Origin of the sequence: Paenibacillus harenae (genome assembly GCF_030812415.1) — a bacterium.
Classification (GTDB): domain Bacteria; phylum Bacillota; class Bacilli; order Paenibacillales; family Paenibacillaceae; genus Pristimantibacillus; species Pristimantibacillus harenae_A.
This window is the reverse complement of the sequence record NZ_JAUSST010000004.1, coordinates 154,395-177,240: the sequence shown is the minus strand read 5'-3', so window position 1 is coordinate 177,240 and position 22,846 is coordinate 154,395. Positions and strand designations below refer to the sequence as shown.

Annotated in this window: 16 protein-coding genes; 4 read left to right on the top strand and 12 right to left on the bottom strand. The window is 51.2% G+C overall.

From position 1 onward, the window contains the following. The first annotated feature begins 1 nt into the window (after position 1). The 3 genes from J2T14_RS15750 (at position 2) to J2T14_RS15740 (ending at position 2,691) form a co-directional block, all read left to right on the top strand. Positions 2–847: a helix-turn-helix transcriptional regulator gene (locus tag J2T14_RS15750; RefSeq protein ID WP_307472224.1), complete on the top strand. Its 846-nt coding sequence runs from the start codon at positions 2–4 to the stop codon at positions 845–847. Between the two features lie 105 nt (positions 848–952). Continuing rightward, entirely contained in the window at positions 953–1,378 is a 426-nt protein-coding gene (locus tag J2T14_RS15745; RefSeq protein WP_307472221.1) for a MarR family winged helix-turn-helix transcriptional regulator, read from the top strand. Between the two features lie 74 nt (positions 1,379–1,452). Next, positions 1,453–2,691, top strand: coding sequence for an MFS transporter (locus J2T14_RS15740; protein WP_307472219.1), 1,239 nt, complete (start codon positions 1,453–1,455; stop codon positions 2,689–2,691). Here J2T14_RS15740 and J2T14_RS15735 read toward each other — a convergent pair. The 11 genes from J2T14_RS15735 to J2T14_RS15685 all read right to left on the bottom strand — a co-directional run bounded on the left by J2T14_RS15735 (position 2,660) and on the right by J2T14_RS15685 (position 19,560). Then, a complete protein-coding gene (locus tag J2T14_RS15735) occupies positions 2,660–4,486 on the bottom strand; it encodes a PAS domain-containing sensor histidine kinase (protein ID WP_307472218.1) in 1,827 nt (608 codons plus the stop codon). The two genes, J2T14_RS15740 and J2T14_RS15735, sit on opposite strands and share 32 nt — an antisense overlap. Positions 4,487–4,747: 261 nt before the next feature. Continuing rightward, the gene (gene odhB / locus J2T14_RS15730; protein ID WP_307472215.1) at positions 4,748–6,004 is read right to left on the bottom strand and encodes a 2-oxoglutarate dehydrogenase complex dihydrolipoyllysine-residue succinyltransferase; all 1,257 of its coding nucleotides are present in this window, start codon (positions 6,002–6,004) and stop codon (positions 4,748–4,750) included. Between the two features lie 6 nt (positions 6,005–6,010). After that, the gene (locus J2T14_RS15725) at positions 6,011–8,923 is read right to left on the bottom strand and encodes a 2-oxoglutarate dehydrogenase E1 component (protein WP_307472213.1); all 2,913 of its coding nucleotides are present in this window, start codon (positions 8,921–8,923) and stop codon (positions 6,011–6,013) included. Positions 8,924–9,508: 585 nt separating this feature from the next. Further along, complete coding sequence (locus J2T14_RS15720; RefSeq protein ID WP_307472211.1) at positions 9,509–11,026, bottom strand: leucyl aminopeptidase; 1,518 nt, start codon at positions 11,024–11,026, stop codon at positions 9,509–9,511. A gap of 76 nt (positions 11,027–11,102) precedes the next feature. Continuing rightward, a complete protein-coding gene (locus tag J2T14_RS15715) occupies positions 11,103–12,476 on the bottom strand; it encodes an ATP-binding protein (protein WP_307472209.1) in 1,374 nt (457 codons plus the stop codon). Positions 12,477–12,644: 168 nt separating this feature from the next. Beyond that, positions 12,645–13,994: an anti-sigma factor domain-containing protein gene (locus J2T14_RS15710; RefSeq protein WP_307472207.1), complete on the bottom strand. Its 1,350-nt coding sequence runs from the start codon at positions 13,992–13,994 to the stop codon at positions 12,645–12,647. Continuing rightward, positions 13,991–14,806, bottom strand: a complete 816-nt coding sequence (gene sigI, locus J2T14_RS15705) for an RNA polymerase sigma factor SigI (RefSeq protein ID WP_307472205.1) — start codon at positions 14,804–14,806, stop codon at positions 13,991–13,993. Before sigI ends, J2T14_RS15710 begins: the two co-directional genes overlap by 4 nt. A gap of 133 nt (positions 14,807–14,939) precedes the next feature. Then, the gene (locus tag J2T14_RS15700; protein ID WP_307200721.1) at positions 14,940–15,356 is read right to left on the bottom strand and encodes a hypothetical protein; all 417 of its coding nucleotides are present in this window, start codon (positions 15,354–15,356) and stop codon (positions 14,940–14,942) included. Positions 15,357–15,552: 196 nt separating this feature from the next. Next, a complete protein-coding gene (locus J2T14_RS15695; protein WP_307200722.1) occupies positions 15,553–16,101 on the bottom strand; it encodes a peroxiredoxin in 549 nt (182 codons plus the stop codon). 142 nt (positions 16,102–16,243) lie between these two features. Next, positions 16,244–17,323, bottom strand: coding sequence for a 3-isopropylmalate dehydrogenase (gene leuB / locus J2T14_RS15690; RefSeq protein ID WP_307200724.1), 1,080 nt, complete (start codon positions 17,321–17,323; stop codon positions 16,244–16,246). Positions 17,324–17,484: 161 nt separating this feature from the next. Further along, entirely contained in the window at positions 17,485–19,560 is a 2,076-nt protein-coding gene (locus J2T14_RS15685; RefSeq protein WP_307472203.1) for a LuxR C-terminal-related transcriptional regulator, read from the bottom strand. 315 nt (positions 19,561–19,875) lie between these two features. On the opposite strand from J2T14_RS15685, the gene J2T14_RS15680 reads away from it, so the two are divergent. Next, the gene (locus tag J2T14_RS15680; protein WP_307472201.1) at positions 19,876–20,964 is read left to right on the top strand and encodes an HD-GYP domain-containing protein; all 1,089 of its coding nucleotides are present in this window, start codon (positions 19,876–19,878) and stop codon (positions 20,962–20,964) included. 209 nt (positions 20,965–21,173) lie between these two features. On the opposite strand, the gene J2T14_RS15675 is transcribed toward J2T14_RS15680, so the two are convergent. Further along, the gene (locus J2T14_RS15675) at positions 21,174–22,718 is read right to left on the bottom strand and encodes a 2-isopropylmalate synthase (RefSeq protein ID WP_307472200.1); all 1,545 of its coding nucleotides are present in this window, start codon (positions 22,716–22,718) and stop codon (positions 21,174–21,176) included. Positions 22,719–22,846 lie beyond the last annotated feature (128 nt).

The window sequence follows — 22,846 nt, the reverse complement described above, 5'->3', positions numbered from 1 at the left end:
AATGAGCACGCAGCACAAGATCGCCAAGCCTTTCACCATCGGGACTAGCTCCGATTACAACGTGCAAATTCCATACCATACCCACTTCCACTATGAAATTTATTACTTCCACAGCGGCAAAGCGAATTACCTGATCAATGACCGCATTTACGTGCTGGAGCCGGGCGATCTATTGCTTATGCATGGCATGACGCTGCACTGCGCCAACGTCGATCCAAGCGAGCTCTATCATCGCTCGACGCTGCACTTTGATCCTTATTATTTCAAGCAGTTCATACAGCCGCCCTTCGCGGCCGATCTGCTGGCTCCGTTTCAGAAGCTGCAAAATGTAAGGCTGCAATTGAAAGGCGAGGACAAGCTTGAAGTAGAATCGGTATTCGCCAAGCTCGTTCAATTTCATAATGAATCGTCCGCTTACGCATTCCAACGGTTTCAAGCGCTTTTTCTGGAATTCATGATTATTATTAACGAGCATTGCAAGCAGCCCTTGCAGGCGATTGCCGCCTTCCCCTCGCCGAAGGAGCATCATGTGCAATCGATAATATCCTACGTAGAGAAACATTATGCCGACGACGTTACGCTCAATGCCATTCAAGCCGAGCTTCATTTAAGCAAATATTATTTGGCCAAAACGTTCAAGGAAGTAACCGGCATGACGATTTTTCAGTTTCTTATGCAGCGCCGTATCTACCAAGCGAAGATCGAGCTTATCGAAGGCAAGCAGCCGATTACCGATATTGGTTACGAGGTCGGGTTTAAGCATCCGTCCCATTTCAGCCGCGCCTTCAAGCTGCAGATGAGTTTAACCCCGGAGCAATACCGCAAGCAGCATCAGCTCCGATCATAACTCCGATTATGCCAATGATAATGGGTTGACCCATTTAGTTGTTAAGCGTATTATTGTTATATCAACTATTATGGGAACGGACTTTTCGGAGAAGGTGAATGAAGTATGGAAATCAAAAATTCAGTCGGCTACATCATATCGAATACAGGGCGGAAGCTTAGTCAAAGCTTGCAGCAGCGATTTCAGCACTCGGATGTAACGCCGGAGCAATGGTCGCTGCTCATAACGCTGGACGGGAAAGATGGTATAAGCCATAAGGAGCTTGCTCAGCGTGCCGAGAAGGATCCTGCCAACATTACGCGGCTCGTCGATCAACTCGAGAAGAAGTCGCTTGTGCGAAGGGCGCCTCATCCTAACGATCGAAGATCGCTCCTGCTTCACTTGACCGAGCTTGGCAGATCGACCGCTCACGCGCTCGCGCCTATCGAGACAGCATATGTCGGGCAGATCGTGTCCGGCCTATCGCCGGAAGAGATCCAAGCATTCATGCAGTTCATGGGCAAAATTAACCGGAACATCGAGAATGCGTAGGGCCAATCAGCCGTAAACGGTTGATGACGCCCGCTGACAGTAGAAAGTTATAGCATCTGAGAGGGGAACCTGCCTTGATTGACAATTATAAATTATGGACCAAAGACTTTGTTAAAGTCTGTTTAAGCAGTTTTTTCTTATTTCTAAGCTTCTATATTATTGCAACCGCGTTATCGGGTTACGTAACGGATGGCCTCGGCCGCTCCGAATCGCAAGCGGGATTGGCCATGACCGTCTTCATCGTCGCCGCCGTACTTCTTCGCCCGTTCACGGGACAACTGATGGACAGATTTAGCGAGAGGAAGATCGTGTTCGGATCGCTATTGCTGTTCTTTTTATTTTCGGTCGCGTATTTAGGCGTCTTCGGTTATGCCATGCTGCTTCTCGTCCGGTTTCTCCACGGCGGCACGTTCGCAATAGGCACTACGTCAACGAACACTACCGCAATCGGCATTATGCCGGAAAATCGCAAGGGTGAAGGCATCAGCTACTTCAGCTTATTTATGAGCCTTGCGATGGTTATTGGACCATTCGTCGGTCTAACGATTACGAAGCACGGCGGCTACTCAACGCTGTTCGCGTTATGCGCCGTATTCTCGCTAATCGCCTTCGTGCTAGGAGCAAGCGCTAAGAGCAAACCCGCCGCAAGGCCGCAACAAGCTTCCGAGGAGCCAGTCGGCGCTCCCCTTGCGCAATCGCAGCCGAAGTCTAAGCTGCAATGGAGTAACCTTGTCGAACGCAAAGTATTCCCGATTGCAGTCAGCGGCTTCGTCGTCGCCTTCGCCTACAGCGGACTCGTGACGTTCATGTCCGTATTCGCAGCCGATCGCGCAATCGACGATTATGCCAGCTATTTCTTCGTCTGCTTCGGCATTATGATCGTCCTGCCGAGGCCAATCGTCGGCAAGCTGCTCGACCGTGTCTCCGAGCATTATATCGTCTATCCGAGCATCGCCGTCTTCGCAATCGGCTTGTTCATGCTGAGCACCGCCCATTCGCCGCTCATGCTTCTCGTATCGGGTGCCGTTATCGGCCTTGGCTACGGCGCTCTGCTTCCGTGCTTTCAGACGATTGCCGTGCTCGCCGCTCCGCCGCATCGCAGAGGACTTGCAACGGCCACGTTCTTCATCCTCTTCGATCTTGGTTACGGAATCGGCTCGTATTGCCTGGGCTTGATCGCTACACATAGCGGTTACACTGTTATGTATGTGATTTGCGGTGTCATCGTTTCCTTATCTTCCGTCGTTTATTTCATCCTTCATCACAAGCGTCGCAAGTCGATTACTGCCGTAAATCTTGGGCAGGCAATCTAATTTCGATGGTCGTGCCTTCATTTTGCTTGCTGAATAGATGAAGCGTGCCGTTATGGGCCTCAATGATACGGGTACTAATCATCAATCCAAGACCCGTTCCCTTTTCTTTGGTCGTCACGAACGGCTCGCCAATCTTGGCAATGAGCTCCTCCGGTATACCCTGTCCCTCATCCTTGATTCGAATACCTATTTCGCTATCGGTAACCAACACAGCGGTTATATCCACAACTCCGCCGCTAGGCATCGCCTCGATTGCATTTTTGATCACATTCAAGAATACCTGCTTCAGTTGATTCTCATTGCAAAATACGGCCGGCAGCTCCGGTTCGAGTTTCACCTTGATCTCGACGTTGAGCAAAATCGCCTGCGTCTCCAATATGGATAGAACGCTTTGCAGAATCGGCTCGATATATCCGCTATTGAACTGGGAGAAATGCGGCTTGGCGAGCGTCATGAATTCGTTCACGATAAGATTAATGCGATCGATTTCCCCCGCCATAATATCAAAATAATGCGAATGATCGTTGTACTTCGACTGGAGCAATTGGGTGAAGCCCTTCAGCGCCGTCAACGGATTGCGAATCTCATGCGCAACGCCTGCCGCAAGCTGTCCGATGACCGACAGCTTCTCGGAACGGACAAGCATCTCCTCCGATTGCTTCCGGTTCGTGAGGTCCCTTATGACGCTGAGCAAAACGTTTTTGCCCATATAATCATTAATCCGGATGCTCGATATTTCGACATCAACAAACCTGCCGTCCACGCAGCGCACGATGCTTTCGTTAAAAGGGGCAATTTCCTCAGACAGCATGATTTCGTCCATGCGCATGATCGTCCTCTCATGATAGTTGGGATGAATGAAATCGAGAACGCTTTGGCCGATTACGTCATTCCCATCCTTTACCCCAATCAATTTAAGCGCCAGCTTATTGGCATATACGACCTGTTCGTTATCGGTTAGAACGATGGCCTCAGGGATGAACTTGATGATTTTCTGATACATCAGTGCACTCTTGCGAAGCTGCTGCTCCTGCTCCTGTTTGAACGTAACATCCTGCACGATTCCCAGCATGATTTCTTCACCGTTGAGCGATGTCAGCGAGGAGCTGCCTTCGATATGGATGATACTGCCGTCTTTGCGTCTTCCCTTCATCTTCAGATGGTACTTCGTCTTGTTTTGGCTTATGCCCTCCGCCACTTCATGCTTAATCCGATCCAGATCAACGTCTTCCAACAGATCATGCACCTTAACATTAACGAATTCCTCCGGCGTGTAGCCGAATATCTCCGCAAAGTGCGGATTCATATAAGAGATATTTTCACCGGCTGCCACGAATACGCCTGCCACCGTATTTTCCACGAGCGTCTTGTACAAATGCTCCTTCTCATTGAGAGAGGCCTCCATCCGTATGCGGTCGGTTAAGTCGCGTATGAGAAGCTGAATGCCGCGTTTGCCGTTATAAGTTACGACTACTGCCTTGATTTCGACGTCAATAGCGATACCATCCATACGAAGCAGCTTCTTCACTGGAAGGTTTAAAGGCCCACTTTCTCTAAGCAGAAGTTCTACATTAGCCGGCATTCGTTCCAAATAGTCCGGATGCACGAATTGATTGATCGGCACGCCGACCACACCCTCCAACTTGCCTATCTTAAACAGCCTAAGTGCGGAGTCATTCGCAAAAACGAGACGATAATCGACAATTACGACGACAGCGTCGGGCAGCATTTGAACTAAATGCCTATAACGCTCCTCGCTCTCCAACATTAATAGATTACAATTGTTTATTGACACATGCTATCCCACCCATATCAAGCTTTTTTCCAGTTGTCTCATAACAATATGTTCCACATGTAAAAGAATTGTCCTGCTATGGTCCTAATAAATATATGAAAGCAAGGGGAATATGTCCATGCCGCCAATAATTTTACATATTATTCCTTATGTCGATTTTCGAAGGATTTTTCCTGTAATTGTTTGGCGCAACGAAAAAAAGTCCGTGGAAGCAGCTGATTCTGCCCACGGACTTTTTTTGCCAAAACGTGTTTCCTCCGATTAGCCTTCAAGAAGAAGAGATTCTGGATCTTCAAGCAGGTTCTTAACCGTAACAAGGAAGCGAACTGCTTCGCTGCCGTCTACGATACGGTGATCGTAGGAGAGAGCGATGTACATCATTGGACGGTTTGCCATCTCCGTATCGTTGATCGCTACCGGACGGATTTGAATCTTATGCATGCCGAGAATGCCGACTTGCGGCGTGTTCAAGATCGGAGTCGACAGCAAGGAGCCAAAGACGCCGCCGTTCGTGATCGTGAAGCTTCCGCCTTGCAGGTCGCTAAGCGCAAGCGTGTTAGCGCGAGCCTTCGAAGCTAGCTCGCCGATGCTTTTCTCGATCTCGGCGAAGCTGAGACGATCCGCTTCGCGTACGACAGGAACGACAAGACCTTCCTTCGCGGATACGGCAATACCGATATCGTAGAACTTCTTAACGACGATGTCTTCGCCGTCAATTTCCGCGTTAAGCAGCGGGAACGCTTTGAGCGCGCCAACGACTGCTTTCGTGAAGAAGGACATAAAGCCGAGGTTGACGTCGTTTTTCTCGAAAAACGATTGCTTCCGGCGCTTGCGCAGGTCAAGAATCGCCGTCATGTCTACTTCGTTGAACGTCGTCAGCATCGCTGCCGTGCGTTGCGCTTCAACGAGGCGGTTAGCGATTGTTGCCCGGCGGCGCGACATGCGCTTACGTTCAACCGGCTTGCCGCTCACGGCTTGCGGCTGAGCAGCAGGTGCAGCAGCAGCAGCCGGGGCAACTGGAGCCGCAGCTGGTGCAGAAGCTTGTCCGCCCTGCGACAATACATCGCCCGTAGAGATACGTCCGGCTTGGCTTTGCGCTTGCGTCAGATCGATGCCTTGCTCGCGAGCTAGCTTGCGAACAGCCGGCGATGCGTTTACGGACGCTGCTGTAGGCGGAACGGGTGCTTGCACGGCAGCAGCAGGTGCTGCTGCTGCAGGCGCAGCGGCTGCTGGAGCCGCTGGCTGTGCTGGAGCTGCCGCCGGAGCAGGAGCTGCACCGCCTGCGGAAGCGCCGATCGAACCGATCGCTTCGCCTACAAGTACAACCTCTCCGTCTCCTCTTGCAATACGCGAGACAACACCGCTGCTATCTGCGCTAATCTCAATATTTACTTTATCCGTTTCCAGCTCTAGAAGGACGTCGCCCTGATTGACGGAATCGCCTTCCTTCACAAACCATTTCGTAATTGTACCTTCCGAAATCGACTCTCCCAATTCCGGCACAATAATTTCTGCCATCGGTAACTACCCCCTTACCAAACTCGATTCGAACGGTTGACCGTTCAAAGCGGATGAAATAATGCTTTGTTGTTCTGCTGCATGCACTTCTTGGTGACCGCTTGCCGTACTGGCGCGATCAGGACGTCCGATATAACGGACTGCCGCTTTCTCTGGAGCGAGCGCGCGGAGGCGAGGCTCCATATAGAACCACGAGCCCATGTTTTTCGGCTCTTCTTGTACCCATATGATCTCTTCCAGCTTAGGGAACTGGCTAATAATGCGCTCAAGCTCCGCTTGCGGCAGTGGATACAATTGCTCTACGCGCGCGACGCGCAGCCAAGTGTAATCCTCTGCATTGCCCGAAGCAAGCGCCTCGTCAAGATCGATAGCGACCTTGCCTGTCGCAAGAATAAGGCGTTTCACTTTATCCTTCGCAGCTTTCGGTTCAGTCAGGCTGAACTGCGGCAATACCGGCTTGAACGAGCCTTCGCTGAATTCAACGCCATGCGAAGCGACGCGCGGATTGCGGATCAAGCTCTTAGGTGCCATAAGCACGAGAGGACGAACGTTCTCGCTGCCCAGCATAGCCGCTTGCTTACGAAGCAAGTGGAAGTATTGAGCCGCGGACGTCAGGTTCGCTACCGTCCAGTTGTTGTCGGCTGAGAGCTGCAGGAAACGCTCAAGCCTTGCGCTCGAATGCTCTGGACCTTGCCCTTCATAACCGTGCGGCAGCAAAATCGTAATGCCCGATTTTTGCGACCATTTCGCCCGGCCTGCGGAAATAAATTGGTCGAAAATAACTTGCGCCACGTTCGCGAAGTCGCCGTATTGCGCTTCCCAAATAACGAACGTGTCCGGCGCGAATACGTTGTAGCCGTACTCGAAGCCAAGAACGGCCGTTTCGGACAACGGGCTGTTATGAACGGCGAAAGACGCTTTCGCTTGCGGCAGCATGTGCAGCGGCGAGAATTTCTGAGCGTTCGCATAGTCGTTCAGCATAATATGGCGATGCGCGAACGTTCCGCGTTCGGAATCTTGGCCGCTAAGGCGGATCGGCGTACCGTCAGCAAGAATCGTAGCGAAGGCCAGCGTCTCGGCATGTGCCCATTCTACTTTCTCGCCGTCGTTCAGTGCAGATGCGCGGCGCTGCAAAATACGTTGCAGCTTCGTATATTCAGTAAAGCCTTCCGGACGATTAAGCAATTCAAGGTTAATCTCGCGAAGCTCTTCGAGCGGAACCGCCGTGCGGACATCCTCGGCTACCACTTTGCCCGTCTGCTCAGGCGGAGCGATCTTCGCTTTGCCCTCGTTTGCTTTCATCGCGTCATAAGCAGCCTGAAGAGAGGCCGTCGTACGTTGACGCAATTGATCTACTTGCTCTTCCGTAATCGCCTGCGCGCCTTTCAACTGCTCGCTGTACAACGTAGCTACAGTCGGATGATTGCGAACCTTCGTGTACATAAGCGGTTGCGTTACTTCCGGATCGTCCATCTCGTTGTGGCCGTAGCGGCGGTAGCCGATCAGGTCGATAACGAAACCTTTGTTGAAGCGAAGACGATACTCGCAAGCCAGACGAACGGCTGCAAGACATGCTTCCGGCTCATCCGCGTTCACGTGAACGATCGGAATGTCGAAGCCTTTCGCCAGGTCGCTCGCGTAATGCGTCGAACGCGAATCGATGCTGTTCGTCGTGAAGCCCAGACGGTTATTCGCAATAATGTGAATCGTTCCGCCGTTGCGGTAGCCTTGCAGTTTATTGAAGTTAAGCGTTTCGGCTACGATACCTTCGCCGATGAATGCCGCGTCGCCATGAATCGCGATCGTGACCGCGCTATGCAGATCCTGCTGCGGGAAGCCCGGCTTGCTGCGATCTTCCTGAGCCGCGCGCGTGAAGCCTTCGACGACTGGATTAACGAATTCAAGATGGCTCGGGTTGTTCGCGAGTACAACATTTGCGCGTACCGTCTCGCCTTCCTTGATTGCGCGATCCGCGCCAAGGTGATATTTAACGTCGCCCGTCCAGCCGTAATTAATGCCCATCGAGCCTTCGGAAGGAATAAGCTCCTTGTTCGGCGCATGATGGAACTCGGAGAAAATTTTCTCATACGGCTTGCCAAGAACGTGAGTAAGTACATTAAGACGACCGCGATGCGCCATGCCCATTAAGATATTAGTCGCTCCGTCATGAGCGACAGCGCGGACGATCTCGTCCAGCACGGGCACGAGCATGTCTACCCCCTCGATCGAGAAGCGCTTCTGACCGACGAATGTACGGTGCAGGAAGCTCTCGAATTGCTCAACTTGAAGCAAGCGCTCCAATAGAGCTTCGCGTTCTCTTGCCGAGAGCGGCGCCGGGAACGAGCCCGACTCTGCTTTCTCATGCAGCCAGAACCGTTCGCTTTCGTCATGGATATGAGTAAATTCATAAGCAGCCGAACGCGTGTAAATTTCTCTTAGGCGGAGGATTGCATCCCAACCGTTCGAAATTTCCGCCGGCGCATTATCCCAGATCAACGAAGCCGGCATAGCGGACAAATCCGCTTGCGTAAGGCTGAACGTCGCAGGATCAAGCAGCTTCGTATCGGCTTCGGGGCTTAGGCCCAAAGGATCGATATCCGCGGCTAAATGGCCGTATCTGCGTATGTTCAGCATAAGCTGATGCGCAGCAACGACCTTCTTCAACATATTCGAGTCGATCGGTCCGACTCCAGCGCCTGCCGGCAGTGTTGCCTGACCGGCTCCTGTGCTTACGGCTTGCGTTCCGCCCGCAATCGGCGTGGAAGGAGGCGCCCCCCATTGGACAAACAGTTCGCGAACCGAAACGTCAACCGAGTTCGGATCGATCAAATATTGCTCGTATTGCTCTTGCACATAACCAAGATTGGGACCATAGTAGCTTTTCCAAGGCGAATGATTGCGCTCATCATGGATGCTCATTGCAGAAAATTCCACCCTCTCTATTCATAACCATCCTATTATTTTCTAAGGCGAACGCCTACATTCTTGTTCGCCGTCTTCCTTGCCATTTGTTGCATTATGACTGCATGCTTGCTGTCAATCGTATAGCCTCTTCATATTTTAGTACATTACTTGCCTGTCAACCATAATCATCTTGGCATCGGTTTCATCCATTTCAAGCATCGATTATGAGTATCAACTAACCCATATTCGATTTCATCCAATAGAGGCCTGTAATTAGGGGCTAACAAATACATGTTTTTTCTTCACGCCCGCCTTGCCCATCGGGTACCGTTTTATGTATATAATCCACTGCCAGAGGAACCTTGCAGGTCGTATTGCCTACGTCAACATGTACTTGCTGTATGCTCGGCTGCTGCCTTCGCCGCTCCCGTCATCTCAATTGCATAGACGCCTGCCGTTATGACGAAGTTGTTCATCGTATAGCGAACGCGATTCCTTCTCTTGATTGATCGTCTGCTTCACGCGCCAGCCCTTTAGTTATGATTAGTATACCCATAATTACGAAGCAAGAAGCCTGAATCCAGTTTGCACCATGCCACTTTACTCCCGATGATCGATCAATTCGACCAACGTTCTAACCATGACGCCCGTCGCGCCCTTCGGTTCCCAGCCTCTTGCCGCTTCCAGCCATGCCGTTCCGGCAATATCAAGATGAACCCAAGGCAGTTCCTCGGCAAAATGTCCGATGAACAAGCCGCCCGTGATCGTTCCCGCGTAACGTCCGCCGCTGTTCTTCAGATCCGCTGCGTCGCTCCTAAGCTGCTTCTTGTATTCCGGATAAGAAGGAAGCTGCCATACTCGCTCGCCGGCCCGTTCCGCAGCCGAAAGCAATTGCAGGAGCAATGCCGTGTCGTTCGTAACGGCTCCCGTCGCTTCCGTCCCAAGCGCTACCCCCACCGCTCCGGTTAGCGTAGCTACGTCGACAATCCGAGTCGCGCCTCGGCGAATAGCTGTCGTAAGCCCATCCGCCAATACTAGCCTTCCTTCAGCATCCGTATTGACAACCTCGACAGTGTAACCGCTCATTGTCCTTATTACATCGCCCGGCTTAAGCGCCCGATCCGAAGGCATATTCTCGGCAGTCGGAATAACAGCGATAACGTTAACCGCCGGCTTAGTCTCCGCAATAACCTTCATGGCGCCGAGCACGGCCGCCGCACCGCCCATATCCGATATCATTTCCTCCATGCCCGGCGCTTTCTTAAGGGAAATGCCGCCTGTATCGAAGGTGATTCCTTTGCCGACCAGTCCCCATGCTTCCTTGGAATCCGGATCGCCCTTATATTCAAGCACGATCATTCGGGGAGGGTTAATGCTCCCTTGGCCAACGCCAAGCAAGCCGCCCATCCCTTGCTCCGATGCGCTCCATTCGTCGATCACTTCAATGTCCAGGTCATATTCGCGCGCCAATTCCTCCGCATGGAAGGCAAGCCGTTCCGGGGTCAAGTCATTTCCAGGCAAGTTCGTAAGATCCCGCGCATAGCATACGCCGCCCGCGACTAGTTTGGCTCGCTCGATGCCGGATTGCCATGCCGAGACTTCGTTCGATGCCACTGTTCCGTCTAAAGCAATGTGAATATCCTTAAGCTGATATCTGCTGCCTTGCTCCTTCTTGAGCGGCATACGGTCATGGAGCGCAAGAAGCAAGCCCTCCGTCAGCGCCTGAGAAGCAACGACCGTGCCAAAACCTTCAGTTCCGTTTCCGCTAATGGAAGGCGGCAGGATTTGAACGGATTGCGCACGAAGCCGCTTTAACGCTTTGGCCGCAGCTGCAGCCGACCTGCGCAAGCCATCGGCTCCGCCCGCTTCCGAATAACCTACGAACAATACATGCGCCGAGGGGTAGAGCCCTAATGTCGGAAGCACTTCGACCTGCTCAGGCTCTGCCTTGAATAGGCCTTTGGCGTACAATCCGCGAATCGCCTCGTCGAGCTGCGGCTGAATGAGGCCCTTCGAAGCTGCCTCTTGCTTCAGCTCGGAAGCGCTGATCCATCTAATAACGGCATCGGGCACAGCCAGATCCGCTGTGCGTGAACCAACTGTAATAGGTACGTTCATGTTTATTATTCCTCGCTTTCCTGCGGTTGAATGAAATAAAAAAAGAATCGGGGTTATTACCCCCGATTCTAATGGTTTACTCCGCTAATGGCAAATAAATGATAAATTCCGTACCGCTGCCCGCTTGGCTGTCTACCCGTATTGCTCCGCCATGATTGCGTATGATTCGGTAGCTTACCGACAATCCAAGTCCCGTTCCAAGCTGCTTCGTTGTAAAGAACGGATCGAACAGCCGGCTCATCGTCGCTTTGTCCATTCCTTTTCCGTTATCCCGGATCACGATCTCGGCATATTGGCCATCGCTTCGGCCAATCACGTCGATACGGCCTCTTCGCTCCAGTTGCACATCCTCGATGGCATCCAGCGCATTTTTGATAATATTCAACACAACCTGCTTCACTTGCTTCACATCGATCGAGACGAACACATCGTTAGCATGCCATTCGGCTTTGATTTCGCAATTGCGAAGCAACGACTCGCTTTCGGTCAGTAACACAACTTCCTTAATAAGGGAATTAATCGATACGTATTGCTTCATCGGGGCAGATGGCTTCGAGGAATTAAGAAATTCATATATAATGTCGTTCGCCCTATCGATCTCCGTCAATATAATGCGGGCATATTCCTCTTTGCCTACTTGCAGCAAATACGGGCGCAGCAATTGAATGAACCCTCTTATGCTCGTAAGCGGATTGCGTATTTCATGCGCGATGGCGGCGGCAATCTTTCCGAGCATTGCCAGCTTGTCGTTTTGCATCGCCGTCTGCTCTATCTGCTTGTACTCCGAGACGTCTTTCACACTGAACAGAAAATCTCCGTCCAGTTGATCGCCGTAAGTAACGGTCACCAGCAGATGTTTGCCATCCTTGTATTCAAATTCATAGTACTTGCTGCGCATGAGGAACATTTCCCGATACAGCCGAAGGATTGTCCGTTTCGTGCTCACGCCAAGTTGAGAATGTCTCAATATTTCTTTCATATTGCAGCCGATAAGCGTTTGCCTCGGAATATCGAGCAGCTTGGCCATTTGTACGTTAATGAAAGACAATATACCATCGCTGTCGAAGATAGCAATCCCGCTATCCATATGCTGCAAGACGTTCTCGTATTTGTTTTTGACCATTTCGAAGGAACGGTTCGAGCGGAATAACATCTCCCTCATTTCCGTGAACCGTTGCTCGATCGATCGATCGGCAGACGCCTCGTAGCGAACTGCAACCATGAGCTCAATTAGGAAAAGAAACGAACGATTATAAAGCTGCAACGCTTCTTCGGATTCTACATTAGCGACAAGCTTCTGCAAGCTTTCTTCATGCATGGCGATGAGTTCTTCGGGATTAAATCCATCCAGCTCTCTGCCGAGTTCGCCAGCCCGATACAAAGACTCCTCGCTGCGACTTCGTAAATACTCGGCAAGCGCCGGGAAATAGCGCTTTCGAATAGCCTGCATTATGTACTCCTCCCCGGCTACGTCTACAGACCACGGTTATGACACACACTAATCATAGGATTACTTTACAATCGCTGTCAATCAGAAATACTGTCGAAATTTGTTAACGGCATGCGTCCAAAGACACCCTTCATCTATTTTTACTGCCAAAATAGCGATAACCGTCGCCTATTGTCGCCGGTCTCCTTTATCGTTTTTGCCGCTTTGCGAGCCGCTGCCACGATGATCGTCTCCGCCTTGACTGCCACGATTGTCCTCATTATTCCGCCGATCGTCATCATCATCAACCGAATCGTCGTTGTTATCATCCTTTTGGTTGTCAACGGGGGCATCGTCCCGGTCATCATCGGCGCCATCATTGTCGTTGTTGCCGCGACTCCGCCCCCCGTCGTTATCGTCATCATCGCCGCTACCCCGATCGTCGTTATCGTCGTTGTCTCCACGATTGTTATCTTCCCGTTTGCCCGAAGCGGCTTTATCGGTCGATATCGGCTTCTTGTTATTGTTGGGGGTTGCCTCAGGTTTCCTTACCCCATTCGCTTTACCGTCTTGCTTGTTATCGTTCTTAAAGGTTGCGACCGGCTTGCCCGTGCCGTTCGGCTTAGCCGTTGCTGCAGGCTTAGGCGTAGAGGAAGGTTTCTGACTATTCTTTTTCTCATCATCGTTCTTCTTGCCCATCTCCGCCTTCTCGCGATCGACAAGCTCCTTCAGCTTGCTCTTGCTCGTATCCCGCGCGTTGTCGACGATCGTTTTCACGCCGCCGATCGACGAAGTCACGTTATCGATCGAATGATGCTTCAACTGCTCCAGCTCGATTTCGTACCCTTCGTCCTTCGCCATCAAATACACGGCCATCTTGCCGGAGGATACGCCGTTAGCGGCTGCCGCGTCCCGAAGCTCCGACGGTACGGCAAGCGTAGTGATATTGGCTGTAATCGATTCGGCAGCCAGCTCGGTCAATCGCTCGATAAGCGTGTCGCTGATCTTGCCGGACAACAGTTTATCATAATTGCTACCGCCGTCTTCTCCGCCCTTCATCACCATGCTCGTTATGACAATATCCTTATCTGCCACATCCAGATAATGCAACTCTCGCGCTTTCGCAAGTAAGCTTGCCGCAACTAGCTCTACTGCAATTCCCTTATAGGGAAGTCCGCTTATGATCTTCTCGCCGTCCTTATTCAGAGCCCTCAGCGAGCGTACGCGCTCATGGCTATCGACGCCGATCTCAACGCTCGGGTTAATATCCATGCTGACGTAAGCGACAATCGGATTCGAGTCCTTCATCACCATGAAGAGCAGCGGCAAAAACAAGATTAATGCGATAGCCGCAACTCCCGAATAGCCGTATAACGGTCTAATTCTAGGTCTGCGCCGCGTTTCCCTGTACTCCTGTTCGAAAATGATTTCTTCGCCTATTTGCGGAGTTCCTTGAATAGGGGCTCGCAAAAATCCGCCATCTGCCGTCATAACAACAGCATATTGGTCATTCATGCTCATGACGATTCCGCGCTTCATTGGCTGGCCTCCTGATTCATTGAAATTGGTTCGAACGTTATATTTAAATAATCATGCATGAAAGGATATGTACCCGATATGACAAGCGCGATGGCGATAATATACTTCCGATTGCGCTCGACCGTCTTGCGCGACACGCCGCATAATTCGGTAAGCTCCTTAACCGGCAGCCTGCCTGTATGCTTGAACGTTTCATACAGTTCCGACTGATAGGCAAGCGTCTGCGCGATGCCGATCAGCAGCTTGCGCGAATCGGTATGCTTAGGCGATTGCTCGACAAGCTCCATGAACGTTATGCCATAGCTCTCAAGCTCGGCATTCAGATCGCCAATCTCAAGCCGTCGCTCGTTCTCGGTTTGCATGAGATCATATTGATTAAGCGCCTGCTTCGTCTCAACCGAATTGTAGACGGCTTGATCTTCTTCCTCCGCATCGAACATGCTGTAAGGAACAACCTGCGCATGGCGCTGCTCTTTTCGGACATAGTCAATAAGCCGACGCCTAATGACGGTTTCAGCGAATCCGAGGAATGATTTTCCCGCATTGCTATCGAACTGGTTAATAGTTTCATTAAAGGCCAGCAGCGCTATGCTAAACTCATCATCACGTGTCGGATCGATGTACCGCTTGCTAAATCGACTTGTTACTTTCAGAATATAAGGTTTGTAGTCTGCTATGAACTGCTCGCGGAGGAGTTCATCACCCAGACGGATTCTGGCAACCCATTGTTCGGGAGTGAGCTTCTGCTCTAACTCCTGCGTTTTTGCGGAAGCTGACTTTCGCAAAAACCGTTTGAACAATACAAGTAACAACCGCTCCACCTCACTACTAGTATGATTCGAATTTGTACGTTCATTTTCAGGGGGTAACGATTTTAATTTTTTTCATAAATCTCTCCACGAAAAAAGCCTCCCGCAGGAGGCTGTCGCTTTATACCCTTCGCAGCTATACCGAGGTGCGCCTCTGACGCAATTTGTTGCGGCGGCCGTTCAGCATTATAAGCCGCTTCTTAAGCTGTTGCCCCCACTCTATATCCTCAATCTGCTTAGCGAAGCTTAACAGATCAAGCGCCATATCGATCTGGCTATGCACGACATCCATTGGATCCTCGTTTTCGTTGTTTACGCAGTTCTCGAACAGCAGCTTGCCGTCCTGCTCTACATATTCCTGAAAATCAACCTCGACAGCATCGTCGCCATGGGCGTATTCAGCCAATATGTCATATTCGTCCTGTGCCAAATAGTGAATATCGACGCGATGGCATACGGGACAAAACGTAATCGGCACGTTGTGAATATGCGTACGATAGTGCTTAAGTGTACCTTTCGTACCAATCATACTGGCTCCGCAGCAAAAACTCATAGCGATACCCCTCCTTAGACGTTGCATCATTCGAATTTGCACTGGCTGCTCATTATACCCTACATTATTCGCTAATAAACTATGAAATTCCTGCTTGAAAAATATGACATCAATCTTAAAGATCTTTAACATCCCAATGTAATAATAACAAAACCCGTACCAGAAGGTACGGGTTCTGTATGAACGAAATCGATTATTATTTCGCTACCAGGTGAGATTGGCCCGGCTTCCAGTTGATTGGGCAAAGTCCGCCGGATTGCAAAGCTTGCAATACGCGAAGCGTTTCTTCGACGCTGCGGCCTACGTCGTTGTGGTTAACGACTTGGTATTTCACTTCGCCTTCCGGATCGATAATGAACAAACCGCGAAGCGCGATTCCTTCTTCTTCGATCAATACGCCGTAATCGCGAGCAACGTTCTTCGTAATGTCGGCAGCGAGCGGGAAGCTCAATTGACCAAGTCCGTTATCGTTAACCGGCGTGTTGATCCACGCGCGGTGGCTATGTTTGCTGTCTACGCTAACGCCAAGAATTTCAGTGTTCAGGCTGTTGAACTGATCTGCAGCCAAGCTCAAAGCGGTAATTTCAGTCGGGCATACGAAAGTGAAATCGAGTGGGTAGAAGAACAATACCAACCATTTACCTTTGTAATCCGAAAGCGACGCCGTACCAAAATCTTGTCCGTTTCCTGTTGCCGTCTCCATTGTGAAATCCGGAGCTGGGCGACCTACCAAACGTTCTGCCATAATCGAAAAACCTCCTTGACCTATCCATAGTTTATTATTTTTGTCGCGTTATTTATGCAACTTACTTTTTACATACTATCACTAGAATGTAATCAAGTCAATATTATAACTAATACTTTTTGATAATTATTTTAATCTGAAACTACTTTCTCATTGCTGCAACGATCAGATCGCCCATTGCGGTCGTGCCGATTGCTTTGCTCTTATCAACGGCGATATCGCCCGTACGGTGGCCTGCATCCAATACTTCCTTAACGGCATTCTCAATGGAAGCCGCGGCCTCGTGGTAGCCGAAAGTCAGTCTGAACATAAGCGCAACCGACAAGATCGTTGCGATTGGGTTCGAGATGCCTTGTCCGGCAATGTCGGGCGCAGAGCCGTGTACCGGCTCGTATAGGCCGAAGCTTCCCTCGCCAAGCGAAGCAGACGACAGCATGCCGATCGAACCTGTCAACATTGCCGCTTCGTCGCTAAGAATATCGCCGAACATATTTTCCGTTACGATAACGTCGAAGCTCGATGGACGGCGAAGCAATTGCATCGCGCAGTTGTCGACGAGTACGTGCTCAAGCTCAACCTCCGGGTATTCCGGTGCGATCCGGTTAACGACTTCGCGCCACAGGCGGGATGTCTCAAGGACGTTCGCCTTGTCGACGGAAGCAAGACGTTTGCTGCGCGTCATCGCAATGTCGAATGCTTGGCGCACGATGCGCTCGATTTCTTGTACGTTGTATACGCAAGTATCGACCGCTTCTTCGCCGTTTGCGCCTTCGCGACGGAATTTCTCGCCGAAGTAGATGCCGCCCGTCAATTCGCGCACGACGATCAGATCAGTGCCTTCAAGCACTTCCGGCTTCAAAGTGGAAGCTTCCTTCAAGCAGTCGAATACCGTAGCGGGACGGATGTTGGAGAACAAGCCAAGCGCTTTGCGGATGCCGAGCAAGCCTGTCTCCGGACGAAGCTCTTTCGGATTGTTGTCCCATTTCGGGCCGCCGACAGCGCCAAGCAATACGGCGTCTGCGCCTTTGCACAAGTCAAGCGTTTCCTGCGGAAGCGGCGTACCTTTCTCGTCGATTGCGATACCGCCGAACAAGCCGTTCTCCGTCTCGAATTGGTAGCCGAACAGTTCTTCCGTTTTCTTAAGCACTTTAAGCGCTTCGCCTACAACTTCAGGTCCAATGCCGTCACCGGCAACGACCGCGATCTTTTTCACTTCAGCCATGATCGATTGTACACTCCTCTATTATCTCATTCTCAGTCTATTATCATTTGTACCATAAATCCGCTTTGATTACAAAGATATAAAATCTATTTAGTTTATAGTTTGCGGCTATAAGTCCATTTTTCCATAAGCGGCATGTCGACGATTACTTGATCTGGTAGTCATGGCTGCTCCAATAGTTTCTTGAGCAATTGCGTCCGATTGGCGGCATTCAATTTGGCGAGCATCGATTTCATATGCTTCTTAACAGTTGCCTCGCTTAGATAGAGCCTCTCCGCTATCTCGGCATTTTTGAGTCCCTGCTCCAGCAGCTTGGCTACTTCCTTCTCTCTAGGCGTTAGATCGGTTCTGATCAGAATCGGATCAACAGGGGCCTCTCCTCCAACGGCATCGCCTATTCCGGGTTCGGGCAGTTGCTCCGCTTCCATAACAAGCGATTCGGATTGCCCTGCGCTTTCCATCATCCGATGGATGTAGGTAAGCAGATTGTTCTTGCGCATATCAATGACGAACGTCGGTGCATCTGTAATCCCGTCATATTCTCTATGCGTCGCGTTCGGAACGACCTCGAACCCGAGGCTCTTGTGCGCCTCGATAAAAAAAGGGATGGGCGCAGGCGATTCAACCACAAGCTCTCCCGTGAAGATCAGAGCATGAAGCAGATGCCCCATCGCCGTCTGTTGCCCCACATCCGCGAAGTCCGCAATATCGATTGTTTCAATAAACCAACCCGCCCGCGTCGATTCGGAAACGGCAAGCTGCTTCAGTCTCTCGGGAACCAATTGGGAAAAATACGTTCTGGACCGGGGACTTTCCAGCAAGTATGGCAATGTCTTGCCGTTGATCGGAATAACGACTGCGAATCCGTTAATCTCCCCTTCGGCGTCCCTCATTATGCGGACAACGTCATAACCAAGCTCGAACAGCTTTTCGAAGTCCAAATACTTCAACGTAAGGCAAGTCTGCTCCGCCGTAACGACGAAGTCGAACGTACGTCCCGAGTGCGGATCGAATAATTCGATTCTGGCGTCTCTCGCCTCGTCTCTTCGCCTTTTTATGTAGCGCTCAAGCTCAAGAATCGTATGACGTCCCGCCTGCTCGAACCGCGGCGGAATGAGATCGAACCAATTCATGAGCGCTCTGACCAGCGCATCGCCGATATAATACATCAGCTCGACCGCTTCTCTTGGACTAGCCTCGAACGTTTCGTTCTCTTTCAGCCTCCCGTAGTAATACAGCAGTCCTTTCTCCCTTAGCGCCTTGTAGCGCATTGGCGCTCTCACTATGAGTTCCTGGCTGACCGCTTCCCGCATTAACCCATGCAGCGTCCATCCGCGTTCGACCTTCCTGACGAAGGAGAAGCGAATAAGACGGTAGAACTGCGCGGATGATACCGGGTAATCCATAAGGAACGACAAACTGTCTTGGTTAAAATGTCTTAGCACCGAAGCCGCCTCGATAAGCGAGCGCAGCTCCTCATCCGGCACCTCCTGCAGCCATTTGTCCACGAGATAAGGCAGTGTGTCATGCTCGCTGAATACAGGCTCTTCTCCATTTAAATGCGCTTGCTCAAGGATGAACGTAACGAGCGACAGCGTTAGGGGATGCCCCTTGGAATACCTCCAAAGGCGGGCAATCAATTCTTTGTCATTCACTCCGCTGTATCCGGCATAACGTTCGACAGCTTCGAAATCAAGCTCCGCCAAAGGCATTCTAATGATCTGCTGACGCCAGGAAGGGGATAGGAACCATGGCTCCGCTAGTTGCGTTCTCCCCGCAACAACCGTTAATATATGCGGCTTCAATTGCTTAAGAAAGTAGTCTCTCAGCCAATGGTCCAAGCTCTCCATTCGTTCGTACGCATCGAAGAGCAAAACGACTCTCTTCGATCCGTCATACCCGTTTAATGCCTCTACGCACTCCGACATAAGCTCCCCGTCCGAAGCGGCGTTATAACCGCGCGGATGGATTAGGTTCAGTACATGAAGACAGAAGCCTTGAGGCGTTACAGCGAAGCTCTCGCAATCTATCGTGAAAGGGATAACGCCGCAAGCATGCGCCCTCTTATGAAATTCGTCGAGCAAGAAACTTTTGCCTATGCCTGCCGTTCCGTGCAGGTTCATGATTTTTCTCGTGAATAAAGCGCCGTCAAGTTCCTTCTGGAATGCCGCTAGCTCCCGTTCGCGGCCCACGACGTATAGACTTTCATCTCCGCTCTTGATTTCATTTACCGTCATAAAGAGCTCACCCGTTTCGAATTATTAAACCTACAGCATTATTTTACATGATTAATCTTCTTATTTCACGGATTATTGCACCTTGCGCCAAGCGTCAACGGCTAAGCCTCTTTAAGGCGGCGTGAAGCAATCGTTCGCGGTGAAAATATAGGCGTCGGTATAGGAGTGAAACTTGATTTCTTGCAAAAGTATCCTTTCGGATACCATGAAAGGGCCATAGGGATAATAGATCCGCTGATCATACGATGTTACGCTTGGATCAACAAGAAGAAGCGAGCATACGAACGATGAAGAGGAGAAAGGGGGACGCTCCGAATGCGTGAAGCGGACGTAACAAATTTGAAAGAAGGCGACTTGCTGGCCAAACCGATCCTCGCCGATAACGGAACGATGATCTTGGGCAAGGGAACCGTCATGACGGAGCTTTACATTAAACGGTTGATCCAGCGCAAAATCCGTAACGTGTGGATCGAGCATCGCGAGGGGCAAGCCCAGCAATCGGAGCCGCCCCTTATTCCGGACAACAAACCGAACAGAACGCTGTTATTCAATCAAATTATAGATCGGCTGGACAATCATTCTTTATGCGGACATGCCTTTTCGGGTGAAACAGAGCAGCGGCATAAGCGGCTCTATCGCAACTCGGTCAACGATTTTTTATCGCAATCCGAAACGACGAGCCTGCTGGCCCAACTACAAGCTTACGACCAAACTTTGTACGAGCATGCTATAGATGTATCCATCTTATCGACGATAATCGGAATGGAATGCGGGTATGACGCCGAGAGGATGCTTGAACTAACGATAGGCTCGCTGTTATTCGACATCGGCATGACGCAATTGCCTGCGGCGATAACCGCCGGCGAGAGGAACTTAACCGCGCGGGAGCAGGAGCAACTGGAGAGCCATACCGCATTAGGGTTTCGAATGCTGCTCGATATTCAAGGCATGCCCGCCCCATCGGCTCAGTGCGCGCTGCTGCATCACGAGAGATATGACGGTTCGGGCTACCCGCTAAGGATAAAAGGAAGCGTCTTTCCTGAGTATGCCCAAATCGTAGCCTTATCGGATCTGTACGCTCGATTGCTTGCGAAAGCCAAGAGACAGAGCAATTGCAAGACAGATGACGTGATCGAGTTTATGTTTGCTTCGGGAAATCATTATTTTAACGCCGATCTTGTCAAAATATTTCTAAAGCAAATAACGGCTTACCCTTTATTAAGCGTATTGAAGCTTAGCAATGGCCAGACGGGGATCGTCAAGTCGTACAACTCGGCAATCATCCATCGTCCGGTCGTGCAGATCATCAGGGATGCGGAAGGCAATGACCTTAACGCCCCTTATGAAATTGACCTGGCCTTATCCCGTAACTTGACCGTGCTTCATGCAGCTTCCTATTCATAAAACAATTAACGCTCTCCATTCGATGCCATTATCATAGATCAGTTCGTGAGATTCACGACATATCCCTCGTTCACAAGCATGATGCAACGGCATAAGCTTTCCTATGCCGTTTAGAATAGCAAGAGAAGAAGACAACATGTAAGAGCGATAACCGCCTTTGCTTGCTGTCTTCTTCTCTTTTTTATTGCTTATTGTTCCTAATGACTGATTTAGATCAGGCTCATCTTATCGCGACGGCCCGGTAACTTGCGCTTGTCGATCAAGCGGTTCACCGCGTCGATATATGCGCGCGCGCTTGCTTCAAGAATGTCGGTGCTCAGGCCGCGGCCTTGAGCGGACACTTCATTCTGCTTCAGCACGACATGCACCTCGCCAAGAGCGTCCTTGCCTTGCGATACGGACTTGATGGAATAATCCTCCAGCTCGACCGTCTCGCCCGTTGCCTTGTCGATCGCGTTGTAGATCGCGTCTACGGAGCCGTTGCCGACTGCCGCTTCCGTGGCCGCTTCGCCATCCGCTTTGCGAATGCGAACCGAAGCGCTAGGCGTCGATTGGTTCGTGTAGTTCACTTGGATCGTCTCCAGCGTGAATACTTCCGGCGTATCGACGAGCTTCTCTTCGAGCATCGCGCGAATATCTTCGTCCGTCACGTTCTTCTTGCGGTCAGCCAAGTCCTTGAACTTCGCGAACGCCGCGTTGACCGATTCGTTCTCAAGCTCGTAGCCGAGGTCGATCAGCTTCTCGCGGAACGCGTGGCGTCCCGAATGCTTGCCGAGGACAAGCTTCGATTCCTTAAGTCCGATCGTATCCGGCGAAATAATCTCGTACGTCGTCTTTTCCTTCAGCATGCCATCCTGGTGAATCCCCGATTCATGCGCGAACGCATTGGCTCCGACAATTGCTTTGTTGCCCGGAATGACCATGCCCGTAAGCTTGCTCACGAGGCGGCTCGTCTTCGCGATTTCCTTCAGGTTCAGCGTCGTCTGCGCGCCGAAGAAATCAGGGCGCGTCGCAAGCGCCATCGCCACCTCTTCAAGGGCCGTATTGCCCGCGCGCTCGCCGATGCCGTTGATCGTGCCTTCGATTTGATCCGCGCCGTTCATGATCGCCGATAGCGCATTGGCCGTTGCCATGCCGAGATCGTCATGACAGTGCGCGCTAAGCTGGATCGTCTCGATATTCGGAACGTTCTCCTTGAGCGTCTTGAAGATGTTGCCGTATTCAAGCGGATTCAAGTAGCCGACCGTATCGGGAATGTTGACGACCGTAGCGCCGGCCTTGATCGCCATCTCCGTCACTTGGCAGAGGAAATCAAGCTCTGTGCGCCCCGCATCCTCCGGAGAAAACTCCACTTTGCTGAAATATTGCTTCGCGTACCGAATGGCGCGCTCCGCCGTCTCGAGCACCTGCTCCTTCTCCATTCGCAGCTTATGCTTGCGGTGAATCGGGCTCGTTGCAAGGAAGACGTGAATACTCGGATCTTGGGCGCCGATAAGCGCTTCGCGCACCGCGTCGATATCCTGCTCGCGCGAGCGGGACAGACCGATGACGCTAGCGTTCTTCACTGCGCGAGCAACCGCGTTAACGGCTGCCAGATCGCCCGGCGATGCAGCCGGGAAGCCTGCTTCGATGCGATCGACGCCCAGCTTCTCAAGCTGCAGCGCGATCTCGACCTTCTCCTTCGTATTCAGGTTGACGCCTGGAGATTGTTCCCCGTCACGAAGCGTTGTATCGAAAATATAAATTTTCCGCATGTGATCCTAGCACCTCCGTGAACAGAATTATCCCGGTATACGCAAAGGGCGCATGCGGATCGTCAGTCGATTGCCGCATGCGCTCCGGTGTACCGGGATCATATCATTTTGCGTATAGACGCCGTTTA

Bases quoted from the DNA above. Each gene is read 5' to 3' on its own strand.
- J2T14_RS15725 (WP_307472213.1), bottom strand. From the start codon at position 8,923: ATGAGCATCCATGATGAGCGCAATCATTCGCCTTGGAAAAGCTACTAT.
- J2T14_RS15680 (WP_307472201.1), top strand. From the start codon at position 19,876: ATGCGTGAAGCGGACGTAACAAATTTGAAAGAAGGCGACTTGCTGGCC.
- J2T14_RS15720 (WP_307472211.1), bottom strand. From the start codon at position 11,026: ATGAACGTACCTATTACAGTTGGTTCACGCACAGCGGATCTGGCTGTG.
- J2T14_RS15695 (WP_307200722.1), bottom strand. From the start codon at position 16,101: ATGGCAGAACGTTTGGTAGGTCGCCCAGCTCCGGATTTCACAATGGAG.
- J2T14_RS15710 (WP_307472207.1), bottom strand. From the start codon at position 13,994: ATGAAGCGCGGAATCGTCATGAGCATGAATGACCAATATGCTGTTGTT.
- J2T14_RS15715 (WP_307472209.1), bottom strand. From the start codon at position 12,476: ATGCAGGCTATTCGAAAGCGCTATTTCCCGGCGCTTGCCGAGTATTTA.
- odhB (WP_307472215.1), bottom strand. From the start codon at position 6,004: ATGGCAGAAATTATTGTGCCGGAATTGGGAGAGTCGATTTCGGAAGGT.
- J2T14_RS15750 (WP_307472224.1), top strand. From the start codon at position 2: ATGAGCACGCAGCACAAGATCGCCAAGCCTTTCACCATCGGGACTAGC.
- J2T14_RS15745 (WP_307472221.1), top strand. From the start codon at position 953: ATGGAAATCAAAAATTCAGTCGGCTACATCATATCGAATACAGGGCGG.
- J2T14_RS15700 (WP_307200721.1), bottom strand. From the start codon at position 15,356: ATGAGTTTTTGCTGCGGAGCCAGTATGATTGGTACGAAAGGTACACTT.
- leuB (WP_307200724.1), bottom strand. From the start codon at position 17,323: ATGGCTGAAGTGAAAAAGATCGCGGTCGTTGCCGGTGACGGCATTGGA.
- J2T14_RS15675 (WP_307472200.1), bottom strand. From the start codon at position 22,718: ATGCGGAAAATTTATATTTTCGATACAACGCTTCGTGACGGGGAACAA.
- J2T14_RS15685 (WP_307472203.1), bottom strand. From the start codon at position 19,560: ATGACGGTAAATGAAATCAAGAGCGGAGATGAAAGTCTATACGTCGTG.